Consider the following 23,374-nt stretch of genomic DNA (forward strand, 5'->3'; position numbering starts at 1 on the left):
CTGTGGGCGTTATTAAGACAAGCGCAAGAGTGAAATGAAAAAAATTATCAGAAAAGTCAAGACGCTGATTGAAGTTTACTATGCCTACATGGTGGAATACCGAGCCGAGCTAATTTTATGGGTATTGGCTGGGTGTTTGCCGATTATTTTAATGGGCATTTGGATGCAAGCGGCGCAAGGTGGGCAGTTTGGACTAAAACCTGTAGACTTTATTCGCTATTTTCTGGCAGTATTTATCGTGCGGCAGTTCAATACAGTTTGGGTGATTTGGGACTTTGAGCGCGAGGTAGTAGAAGGAAAGCTTTCCTTTCGATTACTTCAGCCAATAGATCCAATTTGGCATCACATTGCTTCCCACTTTAGTGAAAGGTTTGCCCGCTTGCCGTTTTCTTTAGCGCTGGTGGGTTTATTTTTCCTTCTGTATCCCCAGTCTTTTTGGATACCTAGTTTATCCAGATTATTACTGTTTGTGCTAGCGCTCGCTCTCTCCTTCTCCTTACGTTTCCTGGTACAATACACCTTCGCCATGTTCGCATTTTGGGTAGAACGCGCAACGGCGATCGAGCAATTCTGGTCGTTGTTATATCTCTTTCTCTCTGGTATTATTGCTCCATTAGAACTATTCCCCAGCGAAGTGCGCGAGATAGTACTTTGGACGCCATTTCCCTATTTAATCCATTTTCCCGCAGCATTGTTAATAGGATTACCTGTAGATGCAGTCAGAGGATTTTTGACAACATTGGGGTGGCTGATAATTTTCTGCGTTTGGAACCGTTGGTTGTGGCGTCGAGGATTAAAGCATTATTCTGGGATGGGCGCGTGAAGATGCGGGTGTGCTGAAACTGCTTTTACAATTAGCAATTAGCAATTAGCAATGACAAGATATTTACGAGTATTGGGGTTATTTTGGGGAACAGCGATCGCCGCTGAATTGGAGTACCGGGTTAACTTTATTTTGGCAGCACTGAGCAGCTTGGGCAACCTGTTGGGCAGTTTATTTACCCTGTTTTTGTTTTATCGCACTGGTTATAGCTTCCAGGGGTGGAAGTGGGAAGAAGCATTAGTAGTGCTGGGAGTGTTTACTTTACTCCAGGGTTTTTCCAGTACCTTCCTCGTTCCTAACCTAAATCGCATCGTGCGACAAGTCCAAGACGGCACTTTGGACTTTGTATTATTAAAGCCGATTAGCAGCCAATTTTGGCTTTCTGCCCGTAGCGTTTCGCCTTGGGGACTGCCAGATTTAATCTTTGGTTTGGTGTTAGTTGGATATACGGGTACGCGACTGGGGATTAAAACCAGCGATTATGCGCTCGCTGCCGTACCGATTGTATTTGGTTTGGGAATTCTTTACAGCTTGTGGTTTATGCTGGGAGCAACCAGTATCTGGTTTGTCAAAATTTATAATGTTACCGAAGTGCTGCGAGGGTTGTTAGAAGCGGGAAGGTTCCCCATGGTAGCGTATCCAACTGCTTATCGATTTTTCTTTACTTTTATAGTGCCGGTAGCATTTTTAACAACTGTACCAGCGGAAGCGATGTTAGGGCGGGTGGAAATTGGTTGGGTAATAGGTGCGGGAGTATTGGCGCTGGGGTTATTTTTGGTTTCAATAGGGTTTTGGCGATTTGCATTGCGGTTTTATACGAGTGCGTCGAGTTAGCATGACGATGGGAATTCACTTGCGTGGTTACGGGGAGTTAAAATTAGCGAAAAACCGATTGTGCTAGTTGAATATACCGAAACCGATTTAAGAATAAAAAAAAACTTTCTGCCAGTTTAACCAACTTCTATTTCAAACCATATAATGGATTTGAACTCGACGTCCTTGGGAAATTCAATTATCTCAAAAAAAAAAAAATGACGTTTAATTCCGTTGAATTTGTAATTTTTGTAACAGTAACTTATTTACTCTACCGGGTGCTTCTGGGCGGGCAAAACTTGATATTGCTCGCGGCTAGCTATATATTTTATGCCTGGTGGGATGTGAGGTTCGTTTTTCTGATCGTCTTATCAACCGCAGTTGATTTCTACTGCGGGTCTATGATTGAGACGGGTCGATTAACCCGATCTGGGCGCAGGGTTGCGGCTTGGTGCCTGATATTGGCAGCGTTCTTTTGTATTACCGTGCAATGGAATGCAGTTCGGCTCAACACAGAAACATTCGGATTATCAGTGCAGTGGAATCAACTTCTACCTGCTGCCCCGTCAGGGTGGTTGGTATTAATTGCGACAATAGCATTAGTAGGGATAGCTAATCTGCTGTATCCAAGGTTGACCGCAATCAAGGAAAAAAAACGACGGGATTTGTTCCTGTGGATTAGTATATGTACAAACCTGGGACTGCTTGGCTTTTTTAAGTACTTCAATTTCTTCATTGACAGTGCTGTTGCAGGCATTCGCTCCCTGGGGATTGAGGCAGAATTATTAAATTTAAACATCGTTCTGCCTGTAGCAATCTCGTTTTACACGTTTAAGACGATAAGCTACACCGTTGATATCTATCGAGGCAAGATCGAGCCAGCGGAAAAATTTGCGGAATTTGCCCTTTTCTTAGCTTATTTTCCCTCATTACTTGCGGGTCCAATCGATCGGGCATCCCACTTACTGCCGCAGTTGTCAAAGCGACGTAGGCTAAGTTTCGAGCAATCTGCTCAAGGTGTATTTCTGATATTATTCGGCTTGTTCAAGAAAGTGGCAATCTCTGACGGGGTAGCAGGTTCGGTCAATGCAATCTACGGTACGAGTGGGGCGGTTTCTTGGATTGATGTGGTTTTGGCAACTTTCCTTTACGCTATCCAAATATACGGCGATTTCTCCGGCTACACCGATATGGCTAGGGGAATATCCAAACTGTTCGGCATCGAACTGATGCTCAACTTCAATCTGCCATATTTCTCCAAAGATCCTAGCGAGTTTTGGCGGCGGTGGCACATCAGTCTGTCTACTTGGTTGCGGGATTATCTCTACATTCCCCTGGGTGGAAACCGTCAAGGAGAGTTACGAACTTATTTAAATCTGATGACGACAATGGTGCTGGGTGGACTTTGGCACGGTGCGGCATGGAACTTTGTCCTCTGGGGCTTTTATCAAGGCGCACTTTTGTGCGTGTATCGAGTTTTTAGTCCCAAAGATAAGAAACAAAGTGCATCGCCAAATGGTTTGGGAAATTGGCAAGGGATAGTAGCAACATTGTTCTTCTTTGTATTAACTTGCTATGGGTGGCTGTTATTCCGAGCAACATCTCTGGCTCAGATTGTCACGTTGACAAAAATTCTGTTTGTGGATATAGGAAACTTCGCCCTCACCATGCCAAAGCCGCCGTTACCTGCCTTGTTGGGTATTCCAATACTCATGGGGTATGAATTTTTGGCCTACAAATCTCAGAATCAAGATTTTTACCTTCGTTATCCAACCCCAGCGCGTGCAGCCATTTATGCAACAATGCTGGTTATTGTGTTTATGGGATTGAGCAATGCACCTGCACAGTATATATACTCTCAGTTCTAAGCTGGCTAAAAGTCAACAAATCCGTAAGGCATTTGTAACCGGAATGTGGATAGTTTTCTTCCTATTTGTGTTCGATATCTCGATCAATTTTCTGTTTCCGTATCCATCAGATCCGCGCGTAACTTCCCCCGGACAGCTTAACCTTTATTTTGAATACGGGCGGTCTGTGGAAGGAAAATTGGCGCGGATGATAGGGCCGACAGACGAATTAAGTGGGCCCGTCGCACAGGCTGGCTGGTTAGACCCAGAAATGTGGAAAAAATTAAATATACCCACAAACCGTGCAGCCGGTGAAGATTTGCTTGTTGCCATCTACGGCATGTCATTTTCAAATTATATGGGTGAGGCGATGAAGGAAATCGATGCCAAAATCGGGTTAAGATTAATCGCTGGACCATCTGCGCCACCGAATTACGCATTCGCGGCGTACAACTTAGATCGGGGTAAGCACCAAGCCGATGTAGCGATTTTAGGGATTCTGGCTTCCAGCGTTAAAGCACTCCGAACAATCAGCGGTTTGACCTGGAATTTTGAAGTGCCTATTCCTTACACTTACCCGCGCTACTTTGTGGAAGATGGAAAATTGAAGGCGATTTGGCCTCAAGTTTTGTCGCTGGCTCAACTCCGCGCCGTCAGGCAAGACCAGCAACAGTGGAACGAATTTGTCACCCAAATTCGAGAAAACGATCAATTCTTTAACTCATTCTTGTTCAAGCGGAATTGGCTGGATAATTCTGCAATTGTACGGCTGATTCGCAGAGCTTATGCACAGCGGCATCAGGCGATGATTGCAAATAAAATTTATAGCTCAGCCGGGTTCAACGCAGAAATAGACATCCCCGTTTTAAGCGCAATTGTTACCGATTTTGCGGCAACGGCTAGAAGTGACGGCAAATTTCCCATTGTGCTTCTGATTAGCGATCGCGGCTATGAAGATCATTTGTTTCAGGCGCTTTCGGCGACTCTGGAGGGCGCTTCAATTCCCTATATCAGTACTCATAATATTGCTGCGGCTACCGACATCAGAAACTTTGTTGCTGAGGGACACTTCACCGAGAGTGCTAACAAATTAATCGCCAAAGCGGTACTAAAGTTGATTAACGAACATTTTGACCGCCGCGATGTCTTGAAGCAATAGGGGAAGTTTCAAGTTGAGTAGCCAACAAAGCTTCGTATAGCGGATTGCAGCCCAAAGAGGTACGGTTTTGTTTGTCAAGCGCGCTGCCATTTTTGCTGCTTGCACGCAAAGCCTTTGACGCTGTACCTCACAAGGGTTGAAATCCGCTGTAATATCATATCCTTAGGCATCGGTATTGTATGGATAGCTAATTGCTAATTGCTAATTGCTCGCTTTTCAATTGCCTCCAGAGCTGCTCAGTAATTATTGACTGTTTCTTTTTTATTTAGCCATTAGCGATTAGCTATTAGCAGTTACACAACCCTTGCTTTAGAAAGGGCGTTGCCAGAAACCCGGTTTCGACCGTCGAACGCGAGTGGGGAAGGGAGGCATATCTCGAGTTCCCAAACCAACGATTTTTTGTAGAAACCGGGTTGCTTTGCTTGTTCAGTTTCTCGGCTCGTCAATAGTCGTTTTTGCTTTAATTTGAGTGTTATGTAGCATTTTTAACGACTGTATCGCCGGAGGCAATATGAGGACGAGGTGAAGTTGTTGGGGTGATAGGTTTGGGAGTATTGGCGTTGGGGTTATTTTTGATTTCGATTGGGTGTAGGCGGTTTGCGTTGCGATTTTATACCAGTGCTTTGAGTTAGAGGGAATGGGGAGCGCTCGCTGTAAATTTTTGTAAAAAATATTTAAGTTAACCAGGAGATTCCTTGTTTTTCTCGGATCTAAATAGCAGGAGGGAAAACAATTCCTTGGCAATACTTAACAATATTTAGAGGTTTAAAATGACAGGCGAATCTACGGTTAAACTTACCCTAGCTCTCAAAGATCCGGACTTAGAGGAAGACAGGCTAGACAGGAAAACGCGCAATCTATTGCGAGATATAAAAGACCTGGATGGCGTCGAACAAGCAGGTTTGGTGTCACCAGAAGAAATGCCAGAGGGAGCGAAGGCGTTTGGAGGCACACTAATAGGAATCCTGACGGCTGAAGTCAGCCTACAAAATATTAAGGCTTTGCTGGGATTTGTGGGCGATCGCTTGGGGGACAAACCGATTGAAATAGAACTAGAAGCCAACGGTAAAAAACTCAAAATCAAAGCCAGCAGTAAGCAAGAGCTAGTAGCAGCGAATGAGGAAATAGTCAAGCCATTTTTTGCATCCCTAGCTTGTTAGGAGGTAGCAAATGAATAAGGTGGCACTGCTGATAGGAGTCAGCGAGTATGGTTCGGGTTTGAACCCGCTACCTGGTACAGTCAAAGATGTCGAGGCAATGCAGCGCATTTTGCAGCACCCAGAAATGGGCGGTTTTACCTCAGTAAAACCGTTAATTAATCCCGAACGACAAGCGATGGAAGAAGCAATTGAGACTTTATTTTCCGGTTGTCAAAAGGATGACCTCGCACTGCTTTTTTTTACAGGTCACGGCGTTAAAGATGAGAGCGGCAAGCTTTATTTTGCCACGCGCAACACTCGCAAAAATACCCAGGGAGAACTGATAAAAGCTACAGCCGTTGCAGCCAGTTTTGTACAGGATGTTATGAGCGACAGTCGCTCGAAGCGACAGGTAGTAATTCTGGATTGTTGTTTTAGCGGAGCTTTTGCCGAAGGTTGGTCTGCTAAAGATGATGGGTCTGTGAATCTTCAGACTCAACTAGGTGGCGAGGGACGTGCGGTTCTCACATCTTCTACTTCAACTCAGTATTCTTTTGAGCAGAAAGAGTTAGACCTCTCGACTTACACTCATTACCTGGTCGAAGGGATTGAAACGGGTGCAGCAGATTTAGATAATGATGGTGCAATTTCTATTGATGAATTGCACGAATATGCCAAAAAGAAAGTCAAAGAAGCCGCTCCCGCCATGAAACCAGAAATTTATGCGGTTAAAGAAGGCTTTAGGATTCTGTTGGCTAATGCACCCAGGGGAGACTCGAAGCTCAGGTATCGGAAAGAGGTAGAAAATTTTGCCTTTCGCGGCGAGATTTCTGATGTGGGTCGCTTGACGTTAGACGAACTGCGAAATCATTTGGGATTGCTGCCGGAAGATGCTGCGGCAATTGAAGCTGAAGTTCTTAAACCTTACCAAGAATACAAGCGAAAATTGCAAACATACGAGGAAGTATTTGTTAAGGCGATTCAAAATGGATATCCTCTTAGTAGCCTTGCTCGCGATGAATTAAAACATTTTCAGCGGGTTTTAGGTTTGAGGGAAGAAGATATCGCTCCGATTGAAAAGCAACACAAACCCGTTAGATTTAAGCTGAGCGAACTTGTTTCTAAGAAAGTCTCAAGCTTGAGAAATCCCAGAGCGATCGCTGGGACAGGTACGCTCGCGGTGCTGCTTTTAACAACCTATTTTCTAGTGAGTCCGCAACTGCCCGTTTTTACATGCAGAGTTTTTGATTCACCCCCTACCTGTACTGAAAAATTCTATAATATCGGCCTCGAAAAGTCTAAGAAAAATGACTTTAAGCGAGCGATTGAGGAGTTCGAGCGCTCGCTTAGCTTCGATCCCATACAGGCTAAAACCTACCACAGCCGAGGCAGGGCATACTTCAATTTGCGCGACTATCCCAGAGCGATCGCTGATTACGAAAAAGCGATTAAAATTAACCCCAATGACTACGAAACCTATCAATTTCTAGGAAACGCCTATGGGGCTTTGAGAAAATATGCTGCGGCGATCGAGTATTACAACAAAGCCATTCAATTCGATACCCGGGAAATCAAAGACCCCTATGTTTACGAGGATCTGGGGGACGCTTACTCTAAACTGGGAGACAAGCAGCAAGCGATCGCAGCTTATCAAACCGCCGCAGAACTTTTTCACAAAAAAGGATATACCCAGCAATACCAAGCGGCATTAGATAAAATAGCCAAACTTCAGGGATAGCCATAATTTAATGTCAGAATCTCGACGCCGGAGTTAGTAACTGCAACCCTATGCTCAAATTGGGCAGAAAGTTTTCGATCTAACACATTACCGAAGTGCTGCGAGGGTTGTTAGAAGCGGGAAGGTTCCCGATGGTAGCTTATCCTACTGCGTATCGATTTTTCCAGGACTTACGCAAAGAAACCGGGTTTCTTTACACAGAAACAAAGGTGATGGCCTAGACCTGGGTAAGTCCTGAACCAATTAGGTGGAGAGGGGCGAGCTGTTTTGACATCTTCGACTTCAACCCAATATAGTTTTGAAAATATCTACACCCGTTATATAGTTGAGGGGCTCAATACTGGTGCAGCAGATCGAGATGAAGACGGTTGGATTTCTGTTGATGAATTACATCAGTATGCCAAAGAAAAAGTGCAAGAATCTGTTCCGGCAATGAAACCTGAGATCTATGCAATTAAAGAAGGCTATAAAATCCAGCTTGCTAAAGCACCGAAGGACGATCCGAAGCTCAAATATCGTCAAGAAGTTGAGTATTGGTCAAAGCAGGGTGGCGGAGAGATTATTCCTCTTGGTCGCCAAACATTAAATGAGCTACGAGATAGTTTGGGACTAACAACCGACGCAGCAGCTGCAATTGAGGCTAAGGCCATAAAGATGGCAGCAGCAGCAAAAAAACAGAATTTAAAGTTGTTTGGTTCTTCTACAATTAACACCTATCAAACACTAGAGCAAGGACAGGGTATTGAAGGCATGATAGTGGCAGTGCCTTGGAATCCCACAGCAGGGAGAGGAAAGAGTTTTGCTGTGAACGCTACCAAATTGTGGGGGAAGAATGTTGATTGGCGCAGTGGTAATCTGACTTGGCGCACTGCTATGGCTTATGATGCAACACAGGCAATTATCCAAGGTATCAAAACTTGCGATCAAACGGCAGACAAACCCAGTCGTGAATGCTTGAAAAATGACCTTGCTCGTAACGAGTTCTCGGTCGATGGCGTAACAGGAAAAGTCCATTTTCAAGGCGATCGCAATGGTGAAGTGTCTTTAGTCCAACTGAAACAGATTAATATCACCGTTACAGGTTATGACTACGTTCCTTTTCCGCTGCCTAAGTAGACTGAAATCCGGCGATCGAGTGGTTCGGTTTCCCAGTCGCTGCGACGCTGCAAGACAATTGCAAGTCTTGCGGTAACTGATATCATGTCGGGTCGATTACCCATAATCACGCTCCGGGACACGGCACAATTAACTTTATCTGTTTGTCCGAGATATCTATGATGCCGTGTCCCTACGCAACGACGGGGTAAGGTTTTTTTATTATGGGGAATTCAAGCGACATGATATGATGCCTTTGGCTTGATTTGCCATCGCTTTGCTTCTCCTTTCCCAGCATTTTGACCAAGAAGACGCCCAGACAAAGGAGTTGGGGAGACGCGATCTTGCACCCTTCTCAAGTGAGAAGCACCCGCTCTCAGCCTCCCGAATTTAAACGCGCTAGAAGAAAAAAATTATTCCTTGTGAGAATCCCCTAGCTTGTACCATAAGGTGTCCCCGCGTCACCGTCTCCGGTGCTCTCCCTTGTCCTCTTCAATATGAAGAAAATTCTTCCTGGTTAGAATCCCCTGCCGCTTACCATAAGGTGTCCCCGCGTCACGGTCTCTCCGCATCACCGCGTCCGCTTCAAGTGGAGTTGGTTGGGCGATCGCATTCACCCCACCTATCCTCCCTTACCACAAAACAACTCAATTGTCAAAGATTTCATTGCTAAAGATTGGTAAGAATTTCGACGCCAGAGTTAGTCACCGCGACGGTATGCTCAAACTGAGCAGAAAGTTTTCGATCTAACGTCAAAGCAGTCCACCCATCATCTAAAACCTCAACTTCCCAAGTCCCCTCATTAATCATCGGTTCGATTGTAAACACCATACCCGGTCTTAAACGCTTCCCCGTACCCCGCTTCCCATAGTGGGGGATTTCCGGTGCAGTGTGGAAAATCCGGTGAACGCCATGTCCGGTAAAATTTCGCACAACCGAAAAGCCTTGGGCTTCTGCGTATTCCTGAATCGCCGCGCCGATATCGCCAATCCGCGCCCCTGGTTTTACTTCAGCAATGCCCCTGATGAGACACTCCTGAGTCACTTCTACGAGCTTTTTGGCTGTGGGTGAAGGCGTACCGACGAAGAAAGTTTTAGACGTATCGCCGTGGTAACCATCTACAAGCGGCGTCACGTCGATGTTAATAATGTCACCATCTTTAAGTATTTGCTTAGCATTGGGGATGCCGTGACATACGACTTGATTAACGCTGGTGCAGATAGATTTGGGAAAACCGTGATAGCCAAGGGGGGCGCTTTTAGCACCATGCGCTTTTGTCCAGCGTTCAGCCTCATCGTTGAGTTCGAGGGTAGTAACTCCTGGTTTTACCATTGGTTCGAGATGCTCCAGGAGTTGAGCCGCCAAGCGCCCAGCTTGACGCATTTTTTCTATTTCTCGGCTGGATAACAGTTCTATGGTTTCGGTGGTCATAGTGTTTTGTTTAATTTTTACTGCTGTTTTGGGACTGTATATATCAGTATCGCCTCAAAAGAACTTGAGTAAGCTGGGGAAAGCTTACCTTAGATGTTCTGTTAGGCTTGATCTTGACTCTGGATTTCTACGATTTTTCTGCCAATCCATTGTGCGATCGCGGAACGGCGTTACCAAGGAGTCTCCCTCTGCGAGAGTCCATCCGGGAGGAAACCCCATCAGCTTTTCCCATTCTGTCCAGGTCAAGTTTCTCGCCACAGAGTATTGGTCGGTCTGAATGACCTCCTTGATGTCCTCCAGTTTGGGCGCGTAACGTGGGGCAGATGCTTTTTGCCAAGGTATACCCGAAGCCGCCGCGACGTTGTACCACAAGCGGAGTGTTTCCGACAGTGCCTTCACGAACGCTCGATCTAGTTTGCGTTTGGCTCGATTTTCGCGACGGAGAATCCCCAGACAATTCGCTGCTGTCAGTAAAGATTCTATAGGCACTTTGCGATCTAAAACTGGCGATAAAGAAGACTCGATCTCGGTCGTGGGGTATGCCCGTATCGAGAGCGTTACACGATAGCCATCCCCCCAAATACCCGTGCGCTTCCAGCGTGTCGATAACGAGTTCAAGCGCGGTTCCTTGCTCTGCCGAGAGCAACCCAGGCACATTTTCCAAGACCAACCACGCTGGCTGAACTTCTCCAACAAGTTCCATAAATTTGTAGAACAGTCCGCTTCGTTCTCCTGCAAGTCCCTTTCGTTCTGTGTTGGCGTTGCTGAGGTCTTGACAGGGCCATCCGGCACACCATAAATCAGCGGCAGGGATAGTTGCAGGAACGAGGGTTGTGATGTCTTCTTGACATCCTCACCGTTGTTGCTCAAGCCACGGTGATTCCTAAACCTCGCGATTTAGGTTTCTGCTTCATAGCAACTGCCTCCACCCTTAAAGAGATTTGGTCTTATGTTCGCTCCACAGACTGACACGGTGTGTCCCACCGCCAAAACGAAACCAAACAAACAAATGCTTATGCACTTTTTGAAGTTTAGGGTTGATTTACCATTGCCCCTTACTCTTATCCCGGTCTGCCAACTTTTCTGCGCCGCTGCTCCTGGAACAGACTTTGGTGTTAGGCTTTATGTCTCCGTTGTCCGGGCGGGTCTGCGACCACTCAAATTATGCCCAAGCATTCCAGTAAATGTAAAGCCGTCCTCGAAGAACCGGGTTTCCACCCAAATTTCTGATGAATCGGTACGCAAGGCCAGTGTCGTTTGAGAATTTTTTGGCAAAAGGGGTCTATTTCGCATTGGAATACGACTTTCATTCCAGATCTTTCAAAGCCAAGATCGAACCCACCAATGCCTGTAAAGAATGAGGCTACCCGCATGATGACCCAAAATTCAAGGGTACGGCCCTAAGAAGCGATCGCCGTTAAAGTGGATGATATGAGTTGGTGCATCAGCCACCCAGACTTCCGTTTCCCAAGCAATTTCATTTAGATATTTTGCCATATCGCTGCGGTGATTAAAAGCAGTGACAAATACAAGGCCAGCTGTAGAATTTTGAAAGACTGCTTGCAGTTCGTTCCGGCGTTTTGGAGTCACGGGGCCATGACTGGTAGTGGCCTCAATTAGGACTAGCCAATTCTTTTGAACATAGTGAACCACAACATCAGGCATCTTTCCATGTGCATCAGCAGTAACACCCAACGCTTCCAGTGACTCACGATCGAAATAACCCCATTTATCACCCGTATCGCCTACATAAATTAGCTTTCCTCCTGGCGTGAATAGCTCGCAAAAATCATTGATAATTTTCTCGGTCAGAAGATTCTGCCCTCCCGGAGACAAAGAGATTTTTTCCCCAGTTTTCAGCGTCACGGGAATCCGTTGCCTCTCCCGTTCTTGAGCATATCGCTGCTGCAATGTCTTAATAGACGTTAAGTAATTTTTTAGTTGATCGCTCCAGTAATTTGTTTGGTAAGTACGAATCAATTCCAGAGCGTTAGCCTCAATCTGATAAACGGTTTTTGGACTATTTGTAGGTCTTGAAGGCCGATCTGGATTTGGAATCAGAAAGCCAGCTTCTACAAACTGATGAACGGTGAAGCGACGAATCGTTTCCCTCGTGTTGGGTGCGTATATTTTCCCATATTGTTGGGCAATAAACTCCATAATTGGAGTAATGCCGAGTAAAGGATTACTTGCTTCTGTCCAGGGTGTATCGACCTTTAAATTTAGCAAAGCTAGTAATGTGAGGGCAGAGCGTTCGTTTTGCTGAGCTGCTGGTAACCCCATATCTCGGAGGATAGCTTTAGCTTCCTCCATCTTTTTGATAGCTTGAGTTGGTTCGGGAAAACTAGGGCTATTAGACATTAAAAATCAAAAGATAACTGTATATATTGTGCTGGTGGATTTACCTTCTCAGATGGGCTGTTTTCCAAATTATTCAAGTATGCCATTACAGAACGCGCTAAAGCTTTTGCTAAAAGCGGCGGTACGGCATTTCCAATCTGATTAAACTGACTATTTTCAGAGCCTTGAAACTCAAACCAATCTGGAAAACTCTGAAGGCGCGCTCCTTCACGAACTGTCAGCCTTCTGCGCCGTCCATCGGGTAAGCGGATTCGCAACATATCGCCAGTTGCACCGCATAAATTACGGCAAGTTACGGTTCTTGCAGGGGTGTCTAGATGTAAATCTCTTGGCCTAATACATTGGGAAGCTTTCTCATATTTTTTGACATATTCATCCATACTGATCGTGAGAAATTTTGATTCAGGCGGTGCTGATAATGCCAGTTCTCCTAATGCCTCTCCTGCTGTATAATGTAATGATAAATTCGTTTTTTTAGGCCATTTCCAACCACCTTGATGGGCTACGCAGAAAAGTCGCTCTCTGCGTTGTGGAACTCCATAGTCAACGGCATTTAAAATTTGCCATTCAACAAAGTAGTTAAATTTTTGCAAAGCATTGACAATTTCTTGAAAATAAGCTTGATTCCGAAATAACATTCCCCGCACGTTCTCAAACAAGGCAAGTTTAGGACGATAACGCTCAACGGCAGATAGAAATGTTGGAAAACCATCGCGGCTATCTTTTAATCCTCGTTGATTTCCCCCCACGCTGAAAGGTTGACATGGAGGGCCACCAATTATTACATCGGCGCCATCAACTAAATCTGATGCAGGTGTTAAAGTAATTTGATAACATGAAGTATGGAGATTGTGTCGATAAGTTGTGCAGGCATCTGCTAACATTTCGTAACCAATAGTTCTAAAACCTGCGGCTTCAAAACCTAGAGCAAAACCGCCACAACCTGCAAACATATCTATAACTAAAGGAGCGGTTGGCTGTTTTGGGCACAAAAGCAACTCTTGTTCGATGAAATCAAGATAATGGAGTTGATTTTTGAGTATTTTTGAGGTCATATAGTTCGGATATAGTTTCGGGATTGTAGTGGAGAAACGAAAGCGATCCCGCTCGCTTTCCTTGCCGATAAATCAAAAGGATTTGCTCATAACTTCAGGACGCAATATTGCACGCCAGTGTCAAAAATTCTCACACCGCCTCCCTCGGCAACTGTTTGCCGTAATGCCTCGGTATTAGTAACTTTTACACCTGCTAAATAATCGATTCCCATATGGGCTAAATCTGGCAACCAGGGTACCGTCGGACCCATCAAAACTAAGTTGGCATTTTGCGACAACTCTACTAAGCGCGGAAAAGTTTTATTCGCAATTGAGGTGGCAGTGAGAAAAACCCAATCGGCTTCTGGTAAGAGATATTCACAGGCAGTATCTGGCAAATCTTGACCGCTGGGTTGGCGTTCAATTACCGTAATTTCTGTCTCTTGTTCGTACTGAGATAGTCCGGGATAGCGACCAATTACTACTACTTTTTTTCCGCGAATCAATGGTAAAAAATGCTCAAAAACAGCGAGATTCGCCGCACCTTTGGGCGCAATCGGCTGGGCTTTTTCCAGTAGTGGTGAAGATGGATTAATCGCCGCATTAATTGCTGCCATCCCAACAGTTGCTTGATAACTATCCCAAGAACGCACCCAGGGGGCTAACTGTGCGATCGCTTTGTTTACCAGCGTTCCTGCCCAAGGCAAGGTGCGCGTTGGCTGTCCCGGACTCATGCACAACCCCATCCCCTCTGCTTGGCAAAATGTCCAGGTTAAACCGATCAATACCTCCCGCACCAATGCTGTCGTTTGACTCGACTCCAGCAGCAAATCGTAGATTTCTCGTGGGTGTATCTTCATACTCGCCTTGGTAAATCAGCACCTAACTTATTATCTACTTTTTGGTACTAATCTAAACGATCAAAATCTGCTCAACTGTTAATTCCAATTCTGGGAATGTAAGAGATACTATCCGTTCAGAACCTCTATAGGCAGTAACTTCATAAACTCCATCTGCATTTAGTTGATACACAAAAAAAGTAGGAAGTTTGGGATTGCCAAGGTAATCTCTGCTGCCAATAGCTAAATAGTCTACAATCCAATATTCAGGAATACCCAAACGTTGATATTCACCCAATTTATCAATGTAGTCATCTTCCCAATTAGTTGAAACCACTTCCACAGCGAGTTGCAAAGGGTCGCGCAAAGCTGAATAAGCCAAACGGTTTGAACGCCATATATCTAGGCTAACTACGCTCACGTCAGGAAATCGTCCTTGTTCTTTACCCTCTTTAGTTGTGGTGGCAATCATAATCCTGTCTGAAACTTTATAGTTCAGATTCAGGCGGTTGACTTCGGCTTTCATTAAGTCTGCAAGAAAATCCGCGATATCGTCATGCTGTCGGGTGGCTAATATTTTCACAATTTCTCCATTCACCAGTTCATAGCGACCATCTTCAAGAGGGTACTCTATAAATTGCTCAAAAGTTAGCTTTTGCTTTGATTGAGTTGAAGAAGCAGTCATGGGAGTTACCTGTGATGTTTGATTTAGAGCTATATAGCTACATTTTAGCGGTCGCCAACGTATGTAAAAATTAGAGCAAGCGTTTCTTCTACTCCCTTCGCACCAGAAGAATATATAATTAACGAACCACAGAGACACAGAGAACACAGAGGTAAGAGAAAAGAAGAGATAGATAGTCTTATACCGCGAAGGGAGTAATACTATTGGTCGGGTGGCGTTCCTGACTGCGATCCAAAATCATCGGGTAAGTCTTCCAAACCGATCTGCAACATTTTAACCAGAGTTTTGAATTGATTCGGCGTTAACTTGGGTATGGCTCTACCTCTTTCCCAGTTGGCAATGGTATTCTCTGTAACGCCTAAAGCTTCTGCCAGTTCCTTTTGAGTCAAATGTCGCAGGATTCTGAGACGCATCAGAGGTGATGTTGCTGGTTCAGTCATGAGTTATTCGTCAGGTTGTGGAAATGGTGGTACATCATCAGGTATCCCCTCAACTTCTAACCGCATCGCCTTAGCCAGAGTTTTAGGTGAAACGTTTAACTCGCGACACATCGCTAAAAAATGATCGACTCTTGGCAGTTTTCTCCTGTTAGCCCAGTTGTTAATACTTAATTCGGTGACTTTTAGCTTCTGGCTTAATTGTCGTTGAGTTGTCCCCGCTGCTTCTATGAGTGTTTGTACGGTTGGTTCGTTGTTTTCCAAAGTTAAGACTGCCCTGTCTTAGGTTAGTAGCCGATACCCTCAGTATTGTTGCAAGTTTTGCCTCTTGCGTGCCTGTAGGGTAAAATAAAAGATTGTGGATTCGCCCATAGGAGAATCTAATCTTGCCTACACTCGGCGTCAACATCGACCACGTTGCCACGATTCGGCAGGCACGTCGCACGGTAGAACCCGACCCCGTGGCGGCGGCGGTGCTGGCAGAACTTGCAGGTGCGGATGGCATTACCGTCCATCTGCGGGAAGATAGACGGCATATCCAAGACCGCGATGTGCGAATCTTGCGGCAAACTGTTCGCACCCATCTAAATTTAGAGATGGCGGCGACAGATGAAATGGTGGACTTCGCACTAGACATCAAACCCGATTACGTGACTTTAGTCCCGGAACGCCGCGAAGAAGTCACCACCGAAGGCGGTCTCGATATCGCAGGACTTATTCCCCGCATCACCGATGTGGTGGCAAAATTACAAGATGCCGGTATTCCCGTCAGCTTGTTTATCGATGCGGAAGATGCACAAATTGAGGCATCTGTCAAGGTAAAAGCCAAATTTATTGAACTGCATACGGGGAAATACGCCGAAGCGCACGATGAAGCGAGTCGGGAGAAAGAATTAGCGGTTTTGGCGAAAGGATGCGAAAATGCGATCGCATCGGGTCTGAGAGTGAACGCGGGACACGGACTCACCTACTGGAACGTCTACCTGGTCGCCAGTCTCAAAGGGATGGAAGAACTCAATATCGGTCACACGATCGTTAGTCGCGCCGTTTTAGTAGGATTAGAACGCGCCGTCCGCGAAATGAAACAAGCAATATTGGGGAATGGGTAATGGGGAATGGGTAATGGGTAATGGGTAAGAGAAAAGACTTCACCAATCACCAATCACCAATTACCAATTACCAATCACCAATCACCAATTACCAATTACCAATTACCAATCACCAATTACCAATTACCAATTACCAATCACCAATTACCATGACAACTTACTACTACGTCCTAGCAAGCAAACGCTTTTTACTCGAAGAAGAACCCCTGGAAGAAGTTTTGAGGGAGAGAACCCGGAACTATCAAGAGCAAGAAAAAGAAATAGATTTTTGGCTGGTTGTACAACCCGCTTTTATAGAAGCACCAACAATGGCAGAAGTTAAAGCCAAGTGTCCCCAACCAGCAGCGGCAATTATTTCAACAAATCAGCAATTTATTACTTGGCTGAAATTGCGGTTGGAATATGTCGCAACTGGCGAATTTCAAGCACCTTCCGATGCAATTCCTAACCCGCTAGCATCCCTCGCAGGCGTGTCCTGAAAAATTTTATCTTGGGTAGTGGGTAATGGCGTTCCCAGGAAGGTTCCAGGGAACGAGGGTAATGGTAAAAATCCAATTACCAATTACCAATTACCAATTACCAATTACCAATTCACCAGTTATGCATCAAACTTGTTTCATCAGGGTAGCGCAATCTATTTTAGGGTCAACCTTGCTAGCGACGGCTGGGTTGGCTGTTAAAATAGATGCTGCTGTGGCTCAGTCTTCAATTCCAAATTGTCAATTGCCTAAACCGGGCGAGTATTTATTGTTAGTAGAAAGCAAGACACCCCGGAGTCGGGAGTTGGTGCGACAAACCGTGCCAAATACTACCAACCTTTCTGTTTGTAGATATTCCGACAATGTAGTGACGCGCATAGGTGGGTTTGCTGACGCAGAGGAAGTGCAAAAATGGGTGCGTTACTTAAATGATATTGTCGGGTTGCAAGCTTTCCTTGTGGAACCCCCTGTAGTTGTTCAAACTGCTAGGGAAACATCGAGTCAAAGGGGGATGACGACAGAGGGACAGGTGCGAGAACAAACGGTAGTATCTCAGAATATACCTGCTTTTAATCCTCAACCCTTGGGAAGGGGTTATGCGATATTGGTAGATTTCTTTAACAAACCGGAAATTGCCGAACAGGTACAGCGACTGGTAGGGAAGGAAGTGGGTTTAGTTTCCTTCGCGCAACGTCCTTATTTATTGGTGCTGCATACCACTAACGATAAGAATGCGACGAATACATTTGAGTTGCTATCGGAGCGGGGCTTTTTTGCGATGATGGTAGATGGTCGGCAGGTGACGTTGCTGCGAGGGCAAGTTTTACCGAACCAGCCCAGAAATTAAAATTTAATAAGCTGGTCCAGCTAGCCAGGAAATCGTCACCCCCAACACAGATCCTACAATTACTTGAAACGGCGTGTGACCGAGCAATTCCTTGAGGCGGTCTTCGCTAAACGTAGGGTGTTCGCGGAATAATTCATCAATCATTTGATTGAGGATGCGCGCTTGCTTGCCCGCCGCCTGACGGACTCCGGCGGCATCGTACATGACAATTATGGCGAAAATGGTGGCGATGGCAAATTCAGGAGACGCCCATCCTACCGTTTGTCCTACACCCGCTGCCAGGGATGTTACCAAAGCCGAATGGGCGCTGGGCATTCCGCCAGTTGTCGTTAAAACGCGCAAACTTACCTTGCCGTGTCGGACAAGTTCGACGATGATTTTAGACAGTTGAGCGATGAGACAGGCTATAAGAGCGACAACCAGCACGTGGTTGTCTAAAATTTTACCAAAGTCCTGCATATCGATTTGGGGTTTTGGATTTTGGATTTTAAATTATCCGGATTAGTGGGTGCGGCTAGTAATAAAATCAGCCAGCGACTGTAGCGGTTGAGCTTTTTCACCAAAGGGTGCTAATTCCGCCTTAGCATCCTCAACCAATTGCTTTGCTTGTTGGCGCGATTCTTCTAACCCCCAAAGACTGGGATAGGTCGCCTTTTTCGCTTGCAGGTCTTTACCTGCGGTTTTGCCCAACTCGGCGCGAGTTGCGGTGATATCCAAAATATCATCCACAATTTGAAACGCTAGCCCGATATTTTGAGCATAACGGGACAGGCGTTGCAAATCGGCAGCGGATGCGCCTGCCAAAATCCCGCCGCAAACTACGCTAGCTTCTAGCAGCGCCCCTGTTTTGTGGGTGTGGATAAAATGCAGCGTTTCCAGGGTTGTATCAGTGCGTCCCTCGCATTCTAAGTCAACCACTTGACCGCCGACTAAACCTGCCGCCCCGACGGCACGCCCCAAACGAGCAATTACCTTTAAAAGTTGTTCGGCGGGTACGTTTTTAGTTTCCTCAACTACATGCTCAAAAGCGTAGGCTAACAAACCATCTCCCGCCAAAATCGCGATATCGTCACCGTAAACTTTATGATTGGTCAGACGCCCCCGCCGATAATCGTCATTATCCATCGCGGGCAGGTCGTCGTGGATCAGCGACATCGTGTGAATCATTTCCAGGGCGATTGCAGTTGGCATCGCCATTTCCACCGTCCCCCCGGTGAGTTCGCAGGTAGCGAGACAGAGAATGGGACGCAGGCGCTTTCCACCTGCCAGCAGGGAATAGCGCATCGACTCGTATATTTTTTCAGGATAGGTGAGGGGGAAGGCACAATCCAAAGCTGCCTCCACCAAAGCCTGTCGCTGGTTCAGATAAGCTGATAAATCAAAGGTTGGAGATTCCCCTGTTGGCGAATGCCGATCGTCCGTAACTACCATCCCTGGATTCCTTACGTTTGTCATTTCCGTACCAATTTTACAGGTGAAGCGGCAAATGAATTTCAGATTTGAGATTGCAGATTGCAGATTGACAGCAAAATCTTAATTTTCCCATCTGAAATCTCAAATCTACAATCTGCAATTCGCTTTGACCGATTACCGCTTTTGGCTTTGACATCCTCCTCACCCTTGAAGGGCGGGGATTCCTAAAAGTCGCCTTTTAGGTTTTCTGCTTCCTAGACTGCTGGCTAGATCGCCCTGACGGACAACCCCCGCCCCATCGTCTCCACAGACATTTTGATATACCGTATGCCCTACGGCTTCAATTCCCCGATTCCGAATGACCTGGCGGCGGCGACATCCCGATGGGTCGTGTACCCGCACGACGGGCAGGAATGTACCCGAACATCGAGAGTTTTCTTGCCCGTGTGTGTGCCGCAATTCGGACAGATTTGAGAGGTTCCGTTTTTATCGACCCTGCCGAAATAGACATCCTCTTTCCAACACACCCAACTCAGGATATTAACGAACTGCCCGAATCCCGCATCGAGGCAGTGTTTCGACAACATCCCCCGTCCCCACGAACCGAAGTCGATATCCTCTACGAATATCCCCTCCGCCTGTCGGGTTAGGTGATGAGCTAGTTTGAAGTGCCAATCCTTTCGGGTATCGGAGATTTTTTGATGTAGTCTCGCTATCTTCTGATTCAGCTTGTGTCGGTTGTTAGAACCTTTCTGTTTGTTCTTGAGTCTTCTTTGTAGCAATTTCAGCTTACGGTGAAGGCTATTCAAGAATCGGGGTCTATCGACCAATTCGTCATCGGAAGTAGCCAAGAATTTATCGAGTCCAAGATCTATCCCTAGCGGGTGTCCGCGAAAAGGTACATCGGGAACGTTGACATTTAGCTGTAACGACAGCGTGACGAAATACCCGGACGCTTTAAGGACTACCCGCGCCTGTTTGACAAGGAAACCGTCGGGAATCGGTCGGGAGTAATGCCGTCCCAGAAGGACAGGGTTTTAAACCCAAGATTTTCGATAACTCCACACTGTATTTTGCAACAGCATGGCGACGGTCATCGGACCAATGCCGCCGGGAACGGGGGTAATAGAAGAGGCGACGCTTTTTACCCCGTCAAATTGGACATCTCCCACGAGGCGGGAATTACCGGCGTCATCGGTAACGCGATTGATGCCGACATCGACGACGACGGCGCCCGGTTTGACCATTTCAGGGGTGACCAAATTGGGACGCCCTACTGCCGCAATTAGGATATCGGCACTGCGGGTGATGTCGGGGAGGTTTTGGGATCGCGAGTGAGCGATCGTTACCGTCGCATCCGCTTCTAGCAGCATCAAAGCCATTGGCTTGCCCACTAAAATACTACGCCCAAGGATGACCGCTTGTTTCCCTTTTAATTCAATTTCATATTCTTGCAGGAGGCGCATGACGCCTGCGGGGGTGCAACTACGTAAACCGGTTTCTCCCCGCACCAGACGCCCCAAATTAACCGGATGGAGTCCATCGGCGTCTTTATCGGGTGCGATCGCGTGCAGCAGTGCGACGCTATCCAAGTGGGGCGGTAAAGGCAGTTGAACTAAAATCCCATCTACCCGTTCATCCTGATTCAGAGATTGAATCACTTGCTCTAATTCACCAAAAGCAGTTTCGGCGGGAAAATGCTTGCCAAAGGAAGCAATCCCGATTTTTTGGCAAGCACGCTCTTTATTCCGCACGTAGGCGGCGCTAGCGGGGTTATCGCCTACCATTAGCACCGCTAGACCAGGCTTCCGCCCGATTTCAGCTTGCAGCGACTGAATTTGATCCGCAAGTTCAGCGTAAATTTTTTGGGCGAGGGCTTTACCGTCTAGGGTTTGGGCAACTTTTGTATCCATCAGCTTCCAGAAATGCTGGCGCTTGCGTTAATGTCTTTAACAGCAACAGCAAGCAAACACTTTCTAGTAAAGCAGATTAATCAAAATGAGTATCCGCCATCAGAAATTTTTTATGATAACAGCTAAGCACCAGGTACTTCGGATCGGTACTGTATCACTGATGATGGGAGGCTTGTGCGGTTGCGCTAACTTGGCAAAATCGAGATTGAGTTTCCTGCCAAGACCTAATGTCCCGATTACCACTATCGGCGATGTGCAGAAGTCTGCGACTAAATCTTCTACTGTATACCTGGAAGGCGAGGTTGGCAAGCAAGTTCCGTTGTTGGAGAGTAGCGCCTATGAGTTGAAAGACTCAACGGGGAGTATCTGGGTAGTTACTAAACAAAAAGCCCCGAATCAAAAAGAGCAAGTTTTGCTTAAAGCCAAGGTGCAACATAAAAATATTAGTGTTGGTGGGAAAACTTTAAAAGAAGTGTACGTTGAAGAACAGCAGCGACTGTGAGGTAGAAGTTATGGATAGAAAACAGGTAGCGATCGCCATCTTATATCGCGACGGTAAATTTCTCATGCAACTGCGCGATGATATTCCCGGTATTGCTTATCCCGGACACTGGGCCTTTTTTGGCGGACATATCGAACCAGATGAAGCTCCAGAAGACGCACTCAAGCGAGAATTATTAGAGGAAATTGGTTACGTACCTGCTTCTCCCTCATTTTTTGGTTATTATGCCGATAACAACGTACTTCGCCACGTTTATCACGCACCCTTGACAGTGGAATTAAATCAATTAATTTTAGGCGAAGGTTGGGATATGGGACTATTAACACCCGCAGAAATAAGAGCAGGCGAACGTTATTCGGAAATAGCAGGACAAGTCCGACCTTTGGGGCTGGCTCACCAGCGAATTTTGTTAGATTTTATAGAGAGAGCATTGTGAAAATTGAATTGGGAAATAGTCATGCTTAAACAACTCATCCTGGAAAACTGGAAAAGTTTCCGCCATGCGGTACTTGACATCGCTCCCCTTACCGTTCTTATTGGAACCAATGCTAGTGGCAAGTCCAATGCACTTGAAGCACTGGAATTTCTTAAAAGAACCGTAGAAGGTAGACAACTTCAATCGGCTTTAGTAGGAGATTTGATAGTTCCCTCGATTCGGGGAGGTGTAGAATGGGCTGCACTCAAACCAGAAACTAAATTTACTTTGAAGGTATTAATTAAGGGGGAAGATGATAGTAAGGATTACCTTTATAGCATCACGGTTGAAACTAAACCACAAGTTCAACTGATGGCGGAATCTTTGAGGCTGATTAAAAAAAACTTGAATTATGAAAAGGAAACAGAGAAAGAAATATTATTTCAAACAGAACCGCTGACGACATATGGAGCGATTGAAGCAAAAATTTACGATACAAATAGTCAAGGAAAACAATTTTTTTTACGTTACAAATCTATTTTGAGTCAATTAATTTTTCAGTCATTACCAGGTTTATTGCCGAAGGATTCGGTGGTAGGCAAACTGGCAAAAGGGATTTTTATAATTTGGGAAACAATAGGTAATATATTTACTCTAGATCCTAGTCCTGATAAAATGCGATCTTATTCACCCCTTTCTCCTCAACTTCTAAGCGATGCATCGAATATTGCTGGGGTGTTAGCAGCAATGCCAGATGAACAAAAAAAACAGGTGGAATCAACTATACTTACTTATGTAAAGCATTTACCAGAAAAAGATATTCAGAAAGTTTGGGCAGAACCAGTTGGCAGATTGAATAGCGATGCAATGCTATACTGCGAAGAACAGTGGATACCCGCTCAACCGCCAATGCTAATAGATGCGAGGGGAATGTCAGATGGAACTCTGAGGTTTCTCGGTATTATCGCAGCACTTATGACTCGACCTGAAGGTAGTCAATTAATAATTGAAGATGTGGATAATGGACTGCATCCATCTCGTTCAGAATTGCTTGTAAAAATGCTAAGAGAAATAGGGGAACAGAGAAAGATTGATATATTAGTTACTACGCATAATACAAGTTTGCTAGATGCTTTATGGCCAGAAATAGTAAGATTTGTAGTGGTAGCGCATCGAGATACAGAAACTGGAAAAAGCAAGCTTACCCTGGTAAAAGATATTCAGAATTTTTCCCAGATGTTGGCATCTGCCTCTTTGGGTAATGACCGATGCCGGTAATGAGACAAGTCCTGAGG

The 23,374-nt window shown here is 45.7% G+C and carries 26 protein-coding genes and 1 pseudogene; 13 read left to right on the forward strand and 14 right to left on the reverse strand.

Annotated elements, in window-relative coordinates:
- Positions 1 to 34 precede the first annotated feature (34 nt).
- From ACE1CM_RS12870 to ACE1CM_RS12900, 7 genes are all read left to right on the forward strand, one after another.
- Positions 35 to 823, forward strand: coding sequence for an ABC transporter permease (locus ACE1CM_RS12870; RefSeq protein WP_374877900.1), 789 nt, complete (start codon positions 35 to 37; stop codon positions 821 to 823).
- Positions 824 to 874: 51 nt separating this feature from the next.
- A complete protein-coding gene (locus ACE1CM_RS12875) occupies positions 875 to 1,657 on the forward strand; it encodes an ABC transporter permease (RefSeq protein ID WP_374877901.1) in 783 nt (260 codons plus the stop codon).
- A 197-nt stretch (positions 1,658 to 1,854) separates the two neighbouring features.
- Positions 1,855 to 3,504 (forward strand): MBOAT family O-acyltransferase, encoded by a 1,650-nt coding sequence (locus ACE1CM_RS12880; protein ID WP_374877902.1) that lies wholly within the window; start codon positions 1,855 to 1,857, stop codon positions 3,502 to 3,504.
- Complete coding sequence (locus ACE1CM_RS12885; RefSeq protein WP_374877903.1) at positions 3,470 to 4,642, forward strand: hypothetical protein; 1,173 nt, start codon at positions 3,470 to 3,472, stop codon at positions 4,640 to 4,642. The genes ACE1CM_RS12880 and ACE1CM_RS12885 overlap by 35 nt, the downstream gene beginning before the upstream one ends.
- A gap of 770 nt (positions 4,643 to 5,412) precedes the next feature.
- Positions 5,413 to 5,802, forward strand: coding sequence for a hypothetical protein (locus tag ACE1CM_RS12890; protein ID WP_374877904.1), 390 nt, complete (start codon positions 5,413 to 5,415; stop codon positions 5,800 to 5,802).
- A gap of 10 nt (positions 5,803 to 5,812) precedes the next feature.
- Positions 5,813 to 7,519, forward strand: coding sequence for a tetratricopeptide repeat protein (locus ACE1CM_RS12895; protein WP_374877905.1), 1,707 nt, complete (start codon positions 5,813 to 5,815; stop codon positions 7,517 to 7,519).
- A 267-nt stretch (positions 7,520 to 7,786) separates the two neighbouring features.
- The gene (locus ACE1CM_RS12900) at positions 7,787 to 8,635 is read left to right on the forward strand and encodes a hypothetical protein (protein WP_374877906.1); all 849 of its coding nucleotides are present in this window, start codon (positions 7,787 to 7,789) and stop codon (positions 8,633 to 8,635) included.
- Here ACE1CM_RS12900 and ACE1CM_RS12905 read toward each other — a convergent pair.
- The 10 genes from ACE1CM_RS12905 to ACE1CM_RS12950 form a co-directional block, all read right to left on the reverse strand.
- Positions 8,608 to 8,739, reverse strand: coding sequence for a hypothetical protein (locus tag ACE1CM_RS12905; protein WP_374877907.1), 132 nt, complete (start codon positions 8,737 to 8,739; stop codon positions 8,608 to 8,610). The genes ACE1CM_RS12900 and ACE1CM_RS12905 overlap by 28 nt on opposite strands.
- A gap of 544 nt (positions 8,740 to 9,283) precedes the next feature.
- Positions 9,284 to 10,045: a type I methionyl aminopeptidase gene (gene map / locus ACE1CM_RS12910; protein ID WP_374877908.1), complete on the reverse strand. Its 762-nt coding sequence runs from the start codon at positions 10,043 to 10,045 to the stop codon at positions 9,284 to 9,286.
- A 127-nt stretch (positions 10,046 to 10,172) separates the two neighbouring features.
- The gene (locus ACE1CM_RS12915; RefSeq protein ID WP_374877984.1) at positions 10,173 to 10,883 is read right to left on the reverse strand and encodes a DNA cytosine methyltransferase; all 711 of its coding nucleotides are present in this window, start codon (positions 10,881 to 10,883) and stop codon (positions 10,173 to 10,175) included.
- Between the two features lie 319 nt (positions 10,884 to 11,202).
- Positions 11,203 to 11,418: a DNA cytosine methyltransferase gene (locus ACE1CM_RS12920; RefSeq protein ID WP_374877909.1), complete on the reverse strand. Its 216-nt coding sequence runs from the start codon at positions 11,416 to 11,418 to the stop codon at positions 11,203 to 11,205.
- 13 nt (positions 11,419 to 11,431) lie between these two features.
- Positions 11,432 to 12,406 (reverse strand): BsuBI/PstI family type II restriction endonuclease, encoded by a 975-nt coding sequence (locus ACE1CM_RS12925; RefSeq protein WP_374877910.1) that lies wholly within the window; start codon positions 12,404 to 12,406, stop codon positions 11,432 to 11,434.
- The gene (locus ACE1CM_RS12930) at positions 12,406 to 13,461 is read right to left on the reverse strand and encodes a DNA cytosine methyltransferase (protein WP_374877911.1); all 1,056 of its coding nucleotides are present in this window, start codon (positions 13,459 to 13,461) and stop codon (positions 12,406 to 12,408) included. Before ACE1CM_RS12930 ends, ACE1CM_RS12925 begins: the two co-directional genes overlap by 1 nt.
- Positions 13,462 to 13,547: 86 nt before the next feature.
- Positions 13,548 to 14,300: a Rossmann-like domain-containing protein gene (locus tag ACE1CM_RS12935; RefSeq protein WP_374877912.1), complete on the reverse strand. Its 753-nt coding sequence runs from the start codon at positions 14,298 to 14,300 to the stop codon at positions 13,548 to 13,550.
- A gap of 52 nt (positions 14,301 to 14,352) precedes the next feature.
- Entirely contained in the window at positions 14,353 to 14,964 is a 612-nt protein-coding gene (locus tag ACE1CM_RS12940) for a Uma2 family endonuclease (protein WP_374877913.1), read from the reverse strand.
- A 200-nt stretch (positions 14,965 to 15,164) separates the two neighbouring features.
- The gene (locus ACE1CM_RS12945) at positions 15,165 to 15,404 is read right to left on the reverse strand and encodes a helix-turn-helix transcriptional regulator (RefSeq protein ID WP_374877914.1); all 240 of its coding nucleotides are present in this window, start codon (positions 15,402 to 15,404) and stop codon (positions 15,165 to 15,167) included.
- 3 nt (positions 15,405 to 15,407) lie between these two features.
- On the reverse strand, positions 15,408 to 15,665 hold the full coding sequence (locus ACE1CM_RS12950; protein ID WP_374877915.1) for a multiprotein-bridging factor 1 family protein: 258 nt from the start codon (positions 15,663 to 15,665) through the stop codon (positions 15,408 to 15,410).
- Positions 15,666 to 15,787: 122 nt separating this feature from the next.
- On the opposite strand from ACE1CM_RS12950, the gene ACE1CM_RS12955 reads away from it, so the two are divergent.
- The 3 genes from ACE1CM_RS12955 (at position 15,788) to ACE1CM_RS12965 (ending at position 17,836) form a co-directional block, all read left to right on the forward strand.
- Positions 15,788 to 16,510 carry a pyridoxine 5'-phosphate synthase gene (locus ACE1CM_RS12955; protein WP_374877916.1) on the forward strand — a complete coding sequence of 241 codons (723 nt, stop codon included), beginning with the start codon at positions 15,788 to 15,790 and terminating at the stop codon, positions 16,508 to 16,510.
- Positions 16,511 to 16,659: 149 nt separating this feature from the next.
- Entirely contained in the window at positions 16,660 to 16,989 is a 330-nt protein-coding gene (locus tag ACE1CM_RS12960; protein ID WP_374877986.1) for an MgPME-cyclase complex family protein, read from the forward strand.
- A 61-nt stretch (positions 16,990 to 17,050) separates the two neighbouring features.
- Positions 17,051 to 17,836, forward strand: coding sequence for a hypothetical protein (locus ACE1CM_RS12965; RefSeq protein WP_374877917.1), 786 nt, complete (start codon positions 17,051 to 17,053; stop codon positions 17,834 to 17,836).
- Between the two features lie 3 nt (positions 17,837 to 17,839).
- Here ACE1CM_RS12965 and ACE1CM_RS12970 read toward each other — a convergent pair whose 3' ends face one another.
- From ACE1CM_RS12970 to folD, 4 genes and pseudogenes are all read right to left on the reverse strand, one after another.
- A complete protein-coding gene (locus ACE1CM_RS12970) occupies positions 17,840 to 18,295 on the reverse strand; it encodes a divergent PAP2 family protein (RefSeq protein WP_374877918.1) in 456 nt (151 codons plus the stop codon).
- Positions 18,296 to 18,337: 42 nt separating this feature from the next.
- Positions 18,338 to 19,291: a geranylgeranyl diphosphate synthase CrtE gene (crtE, locus tag ACE1CM_RS12975; RefSeq protein ID WP_374877919.1), complete on the reverse strand. Its 954-nt coding sequence runs from the start codon at positions 19,289 to 19,291 to the stop codon at positions 18,338 to 18,340.
- A gap of 159 nt (positions 19,292 to 19,450) precedes the next feature.
- Positions 19,451 to 20,259 (reverse strand): annotated as a pseudogene (locus ACE1CM_RS12980) (RNA-guided endonuclease InsQ/TnpB family protein); the annotation flags it as partial.
- 27 nt (positions 20,260 to 20,286) lie between these two features.
- Entirely contained in the window at positions 20,287 to 21,162 is an 876-nt protein-coding gene (gene folD / locus ACE1CM_RS12985) for a bifunctional methylenetetrahydrofolate dehydrogenase/methenyltetrahydrofolate cyclohydrolase FolD (RefSeq protein WP_374877920.1), read from the reverse strand.
- Positions 21,163 to 21,274: 112 nt separating this feature from the next.
- Between folD and ACE1CM_RS12990 the strand changes: the two genes are divergently transcribed.
- From ACE1CM_RS12990 to ACE1CM_RS13000, 3 genes are read left to right on the forward strand one after another with little or no spacing between them, the layout of a single operon-like run.
- Positions 21,275 to 21,664, forward strand: coding sequence for a hypothetical protein (locus ACE1CM_RS12990; RefSeq protein WP_374877921.1), 390 nt, complete (start codon positions 21,275 to 21,277; stop codon positions 21,662 to 21,664).
- 10 nt (positions 21,665 to 21,674) lie between these two features.
- Positions 21,675 to 22,100, forward strand: a complete 426-nt coding sequence (locus ACE1CM_RS12995; RefSeq protein ID WP_374877922.1) for an NUDIX domain-containing protein — start codon at positions 21,675 to 21,677, stop codon at positions 22,098 to 22,100.
- A 21-nt stretch (positions 22,101 to 22,121) separates the two neighbouring features.
- Positions 22,122 to 23,357, forward strand: coding sequence for an AAA family ATPase (locus ACE1CM_RS13000; protein WP_374877923.1), 1,236 nt, complete (start codon positions 22,122 to 22,124; stop codon positions 23,355 to 23,357).
- The last annotated feature ends 17 nt before the right edge of the window (positions 23,358 to 23,374 follow it).

The sequence above is a fragment of the Microseira sp. BLCC-F43 genome (genome assembly GCF_041929235.1).
Classification (GTDB): domain Bacteria; phylum Cyanobacteriota; class Cyanobacteriia; order Cyanobacteriales; family Aerosakkonemataceae; genus Microseira.

What these genes read in the sequence shown, in the direction of transcription:
- ACE1CM_RS12995 (WP_374877922.1), top strand. Translation starts at nt 21,675, where the DNA reads ATGGATAGAAAACAGGTAGCGATCGCCATCTTATATCGCGACGGTAAA.
- crtE (WP_374877919.1), bottom strand. Translation starts at nt 19,291, where the DNA reads ATGACAAACGTAAGGAATCCAGGGATGGTAGTTACGGACGATCGGCAT.
- ACE1CM_RS12885 (WP_374877903.1), top strand. Translation starts at nt 3,470, where the DNA reads ATGCACCTGCACAGTATATATACTCTCAGTTCTAAGCTGGCTAAAAGT.
- ACE1CM_RS12945 (WP_374877914.1), bottom strand. Translation starts at nt 15,404, where the DNA reads ATGACTGAACCAGCAACATCACCTCTGATGCGTCTCAGAATCCTGCGA.
- ACE1CM_RS12940 (WP_374877913.1), bottom strand. Translation starts at nt 14,964, where the DNA reads ATGACTGCTTCTTCAACTCAATCAAAGCAAAAGCTAACTTTTGAGCAA.
- ACE1CM_RS12870 (WP_374877900.1), top strand. Translation starts at nt 35, where the DNA reads ATGAAAAAAATTATCAGAAAAGTCAAGACGCTGATTGAAGTTTACTAT.
- folD (WP_374877920.1), bottom strand. Translation starts at nt 21,162, where the DNA reads ATGGATACAAAAGTTGCCCAAACCCTAGACGGTAAAGCCCTCGCCCAA.
- ACE1CM_RS12905 (WP_374877907.1), bottom strand. Translation starts at nt 8,739, where the DNA reads ATGGGTAATCGACCCGACATGATATCAGTTACCGCAAGACTTGCAATT.
- ACE1CM_RS12990 (WP_374877921.1), top strand. Translation starts at nt 21,275, where the DNA reads ATGATAACAGCTAAGCACCAGGTACTTCGGATCGGTACTGTATCACTG.
- ACE1CM_RS12965 (WP_374877917.1), top strand. Translation starts at nt 17,051, where the DNA reads ATGGTAAAAATCCAATTACCAATTACCAATTACCAATTACCAATTACC.
- ACE1CM_RS12925 (WP_374877910.1), bottom strand. Translation starts at nt 12,406, where the DNA reads ATGTCTAATAGCCCTAGTTTTCCCGAACCAACTCAAGCTATCAAAAAG.
- ACE1CM_RS12960 (WP_374877986.1), top strand. Translation starts at nt 16,660, where the DNA reads ATGACAACTTACTACTACGTCCTAGCAAGCAAACGCTTTTTACTCGAA.
- ACE1CM_RS12920 (WP_374877909.1), bottom strand. Translation starts at nt 11,418, where the DNA reads ATGCGGGTAGCCTCATTCTTTACAGGCATTGGTGGGTTCGATCTTGGC.
- ACE1CM_RS12930 (WP_374877911.1), bottom strand. Translation starts at nt 13,461, where the DNA reads ATGACCTCAAAAATACTCAAAAATCAACTCCATTATCTTGATTTCATC.
- ACE1CM_RS13000 (WP_374877923.1), top strand. Translation starts at nt 22,122, where the DNA reads ATGCTTAAACAACTCATCCTGGAAAACTGGAAAAGTTTCCGCCATGCG.
- ACE1CM_RS12875 (WP_374877901.1), top strand. Translation starts at nt 875, where the DNA reads ATGACAAGATATTTACGAGTATTGGGGTTATTTTGGGGAACAGCGATC.
- ACE1CM_RS12935 (WP_374877912.1), bottom strand. Translation starts at nt 14,300, where the DNA reads ATGAAGATACACCCACGAGAAATCTACGATTTGCTGCTGGAGTCGAGT.
- ACE1CM_RS12890 (WP_374877904.1), top strand. Translation starts at nt 5,413, where the DNA reads ATGACAGGCGAATCTACGGTTAAACTTACCCTAGCTCTCAAAGATCCG.
- ACE1CM_RS12880 (WP_374877902.1), top strand. Translation starts at nt 1,855, where the DNA reads ATGACGTTTAATTCCGTTGAATTTGTAATTTTTGTAACAGTAACTTAT.
- map (WP_374877908.1), bottom strand. Translation starts at nt 10,045, where the DNA reads ATGACCACCGAAACCATAGAACTGTTATCCAGCCGAGAAATAGAAAAA.
- ACE1CM_RS12895 (WP_374877905.1), top strand. Translation starts at nt 5,813, where the DNA reads ATGAATAAGGTGGCACTGCTGATAGGAGTCAGCGAGTATGGTTCGGGT.
- ACE1CM_RS12970 (WP_374877918.1), bottom strand. Translation starts at nt 18,295, where the DNA reads ATGCAGGACTTTGGTAAAATTTTAGACAACCACGTGCTGGTTGTCGCT.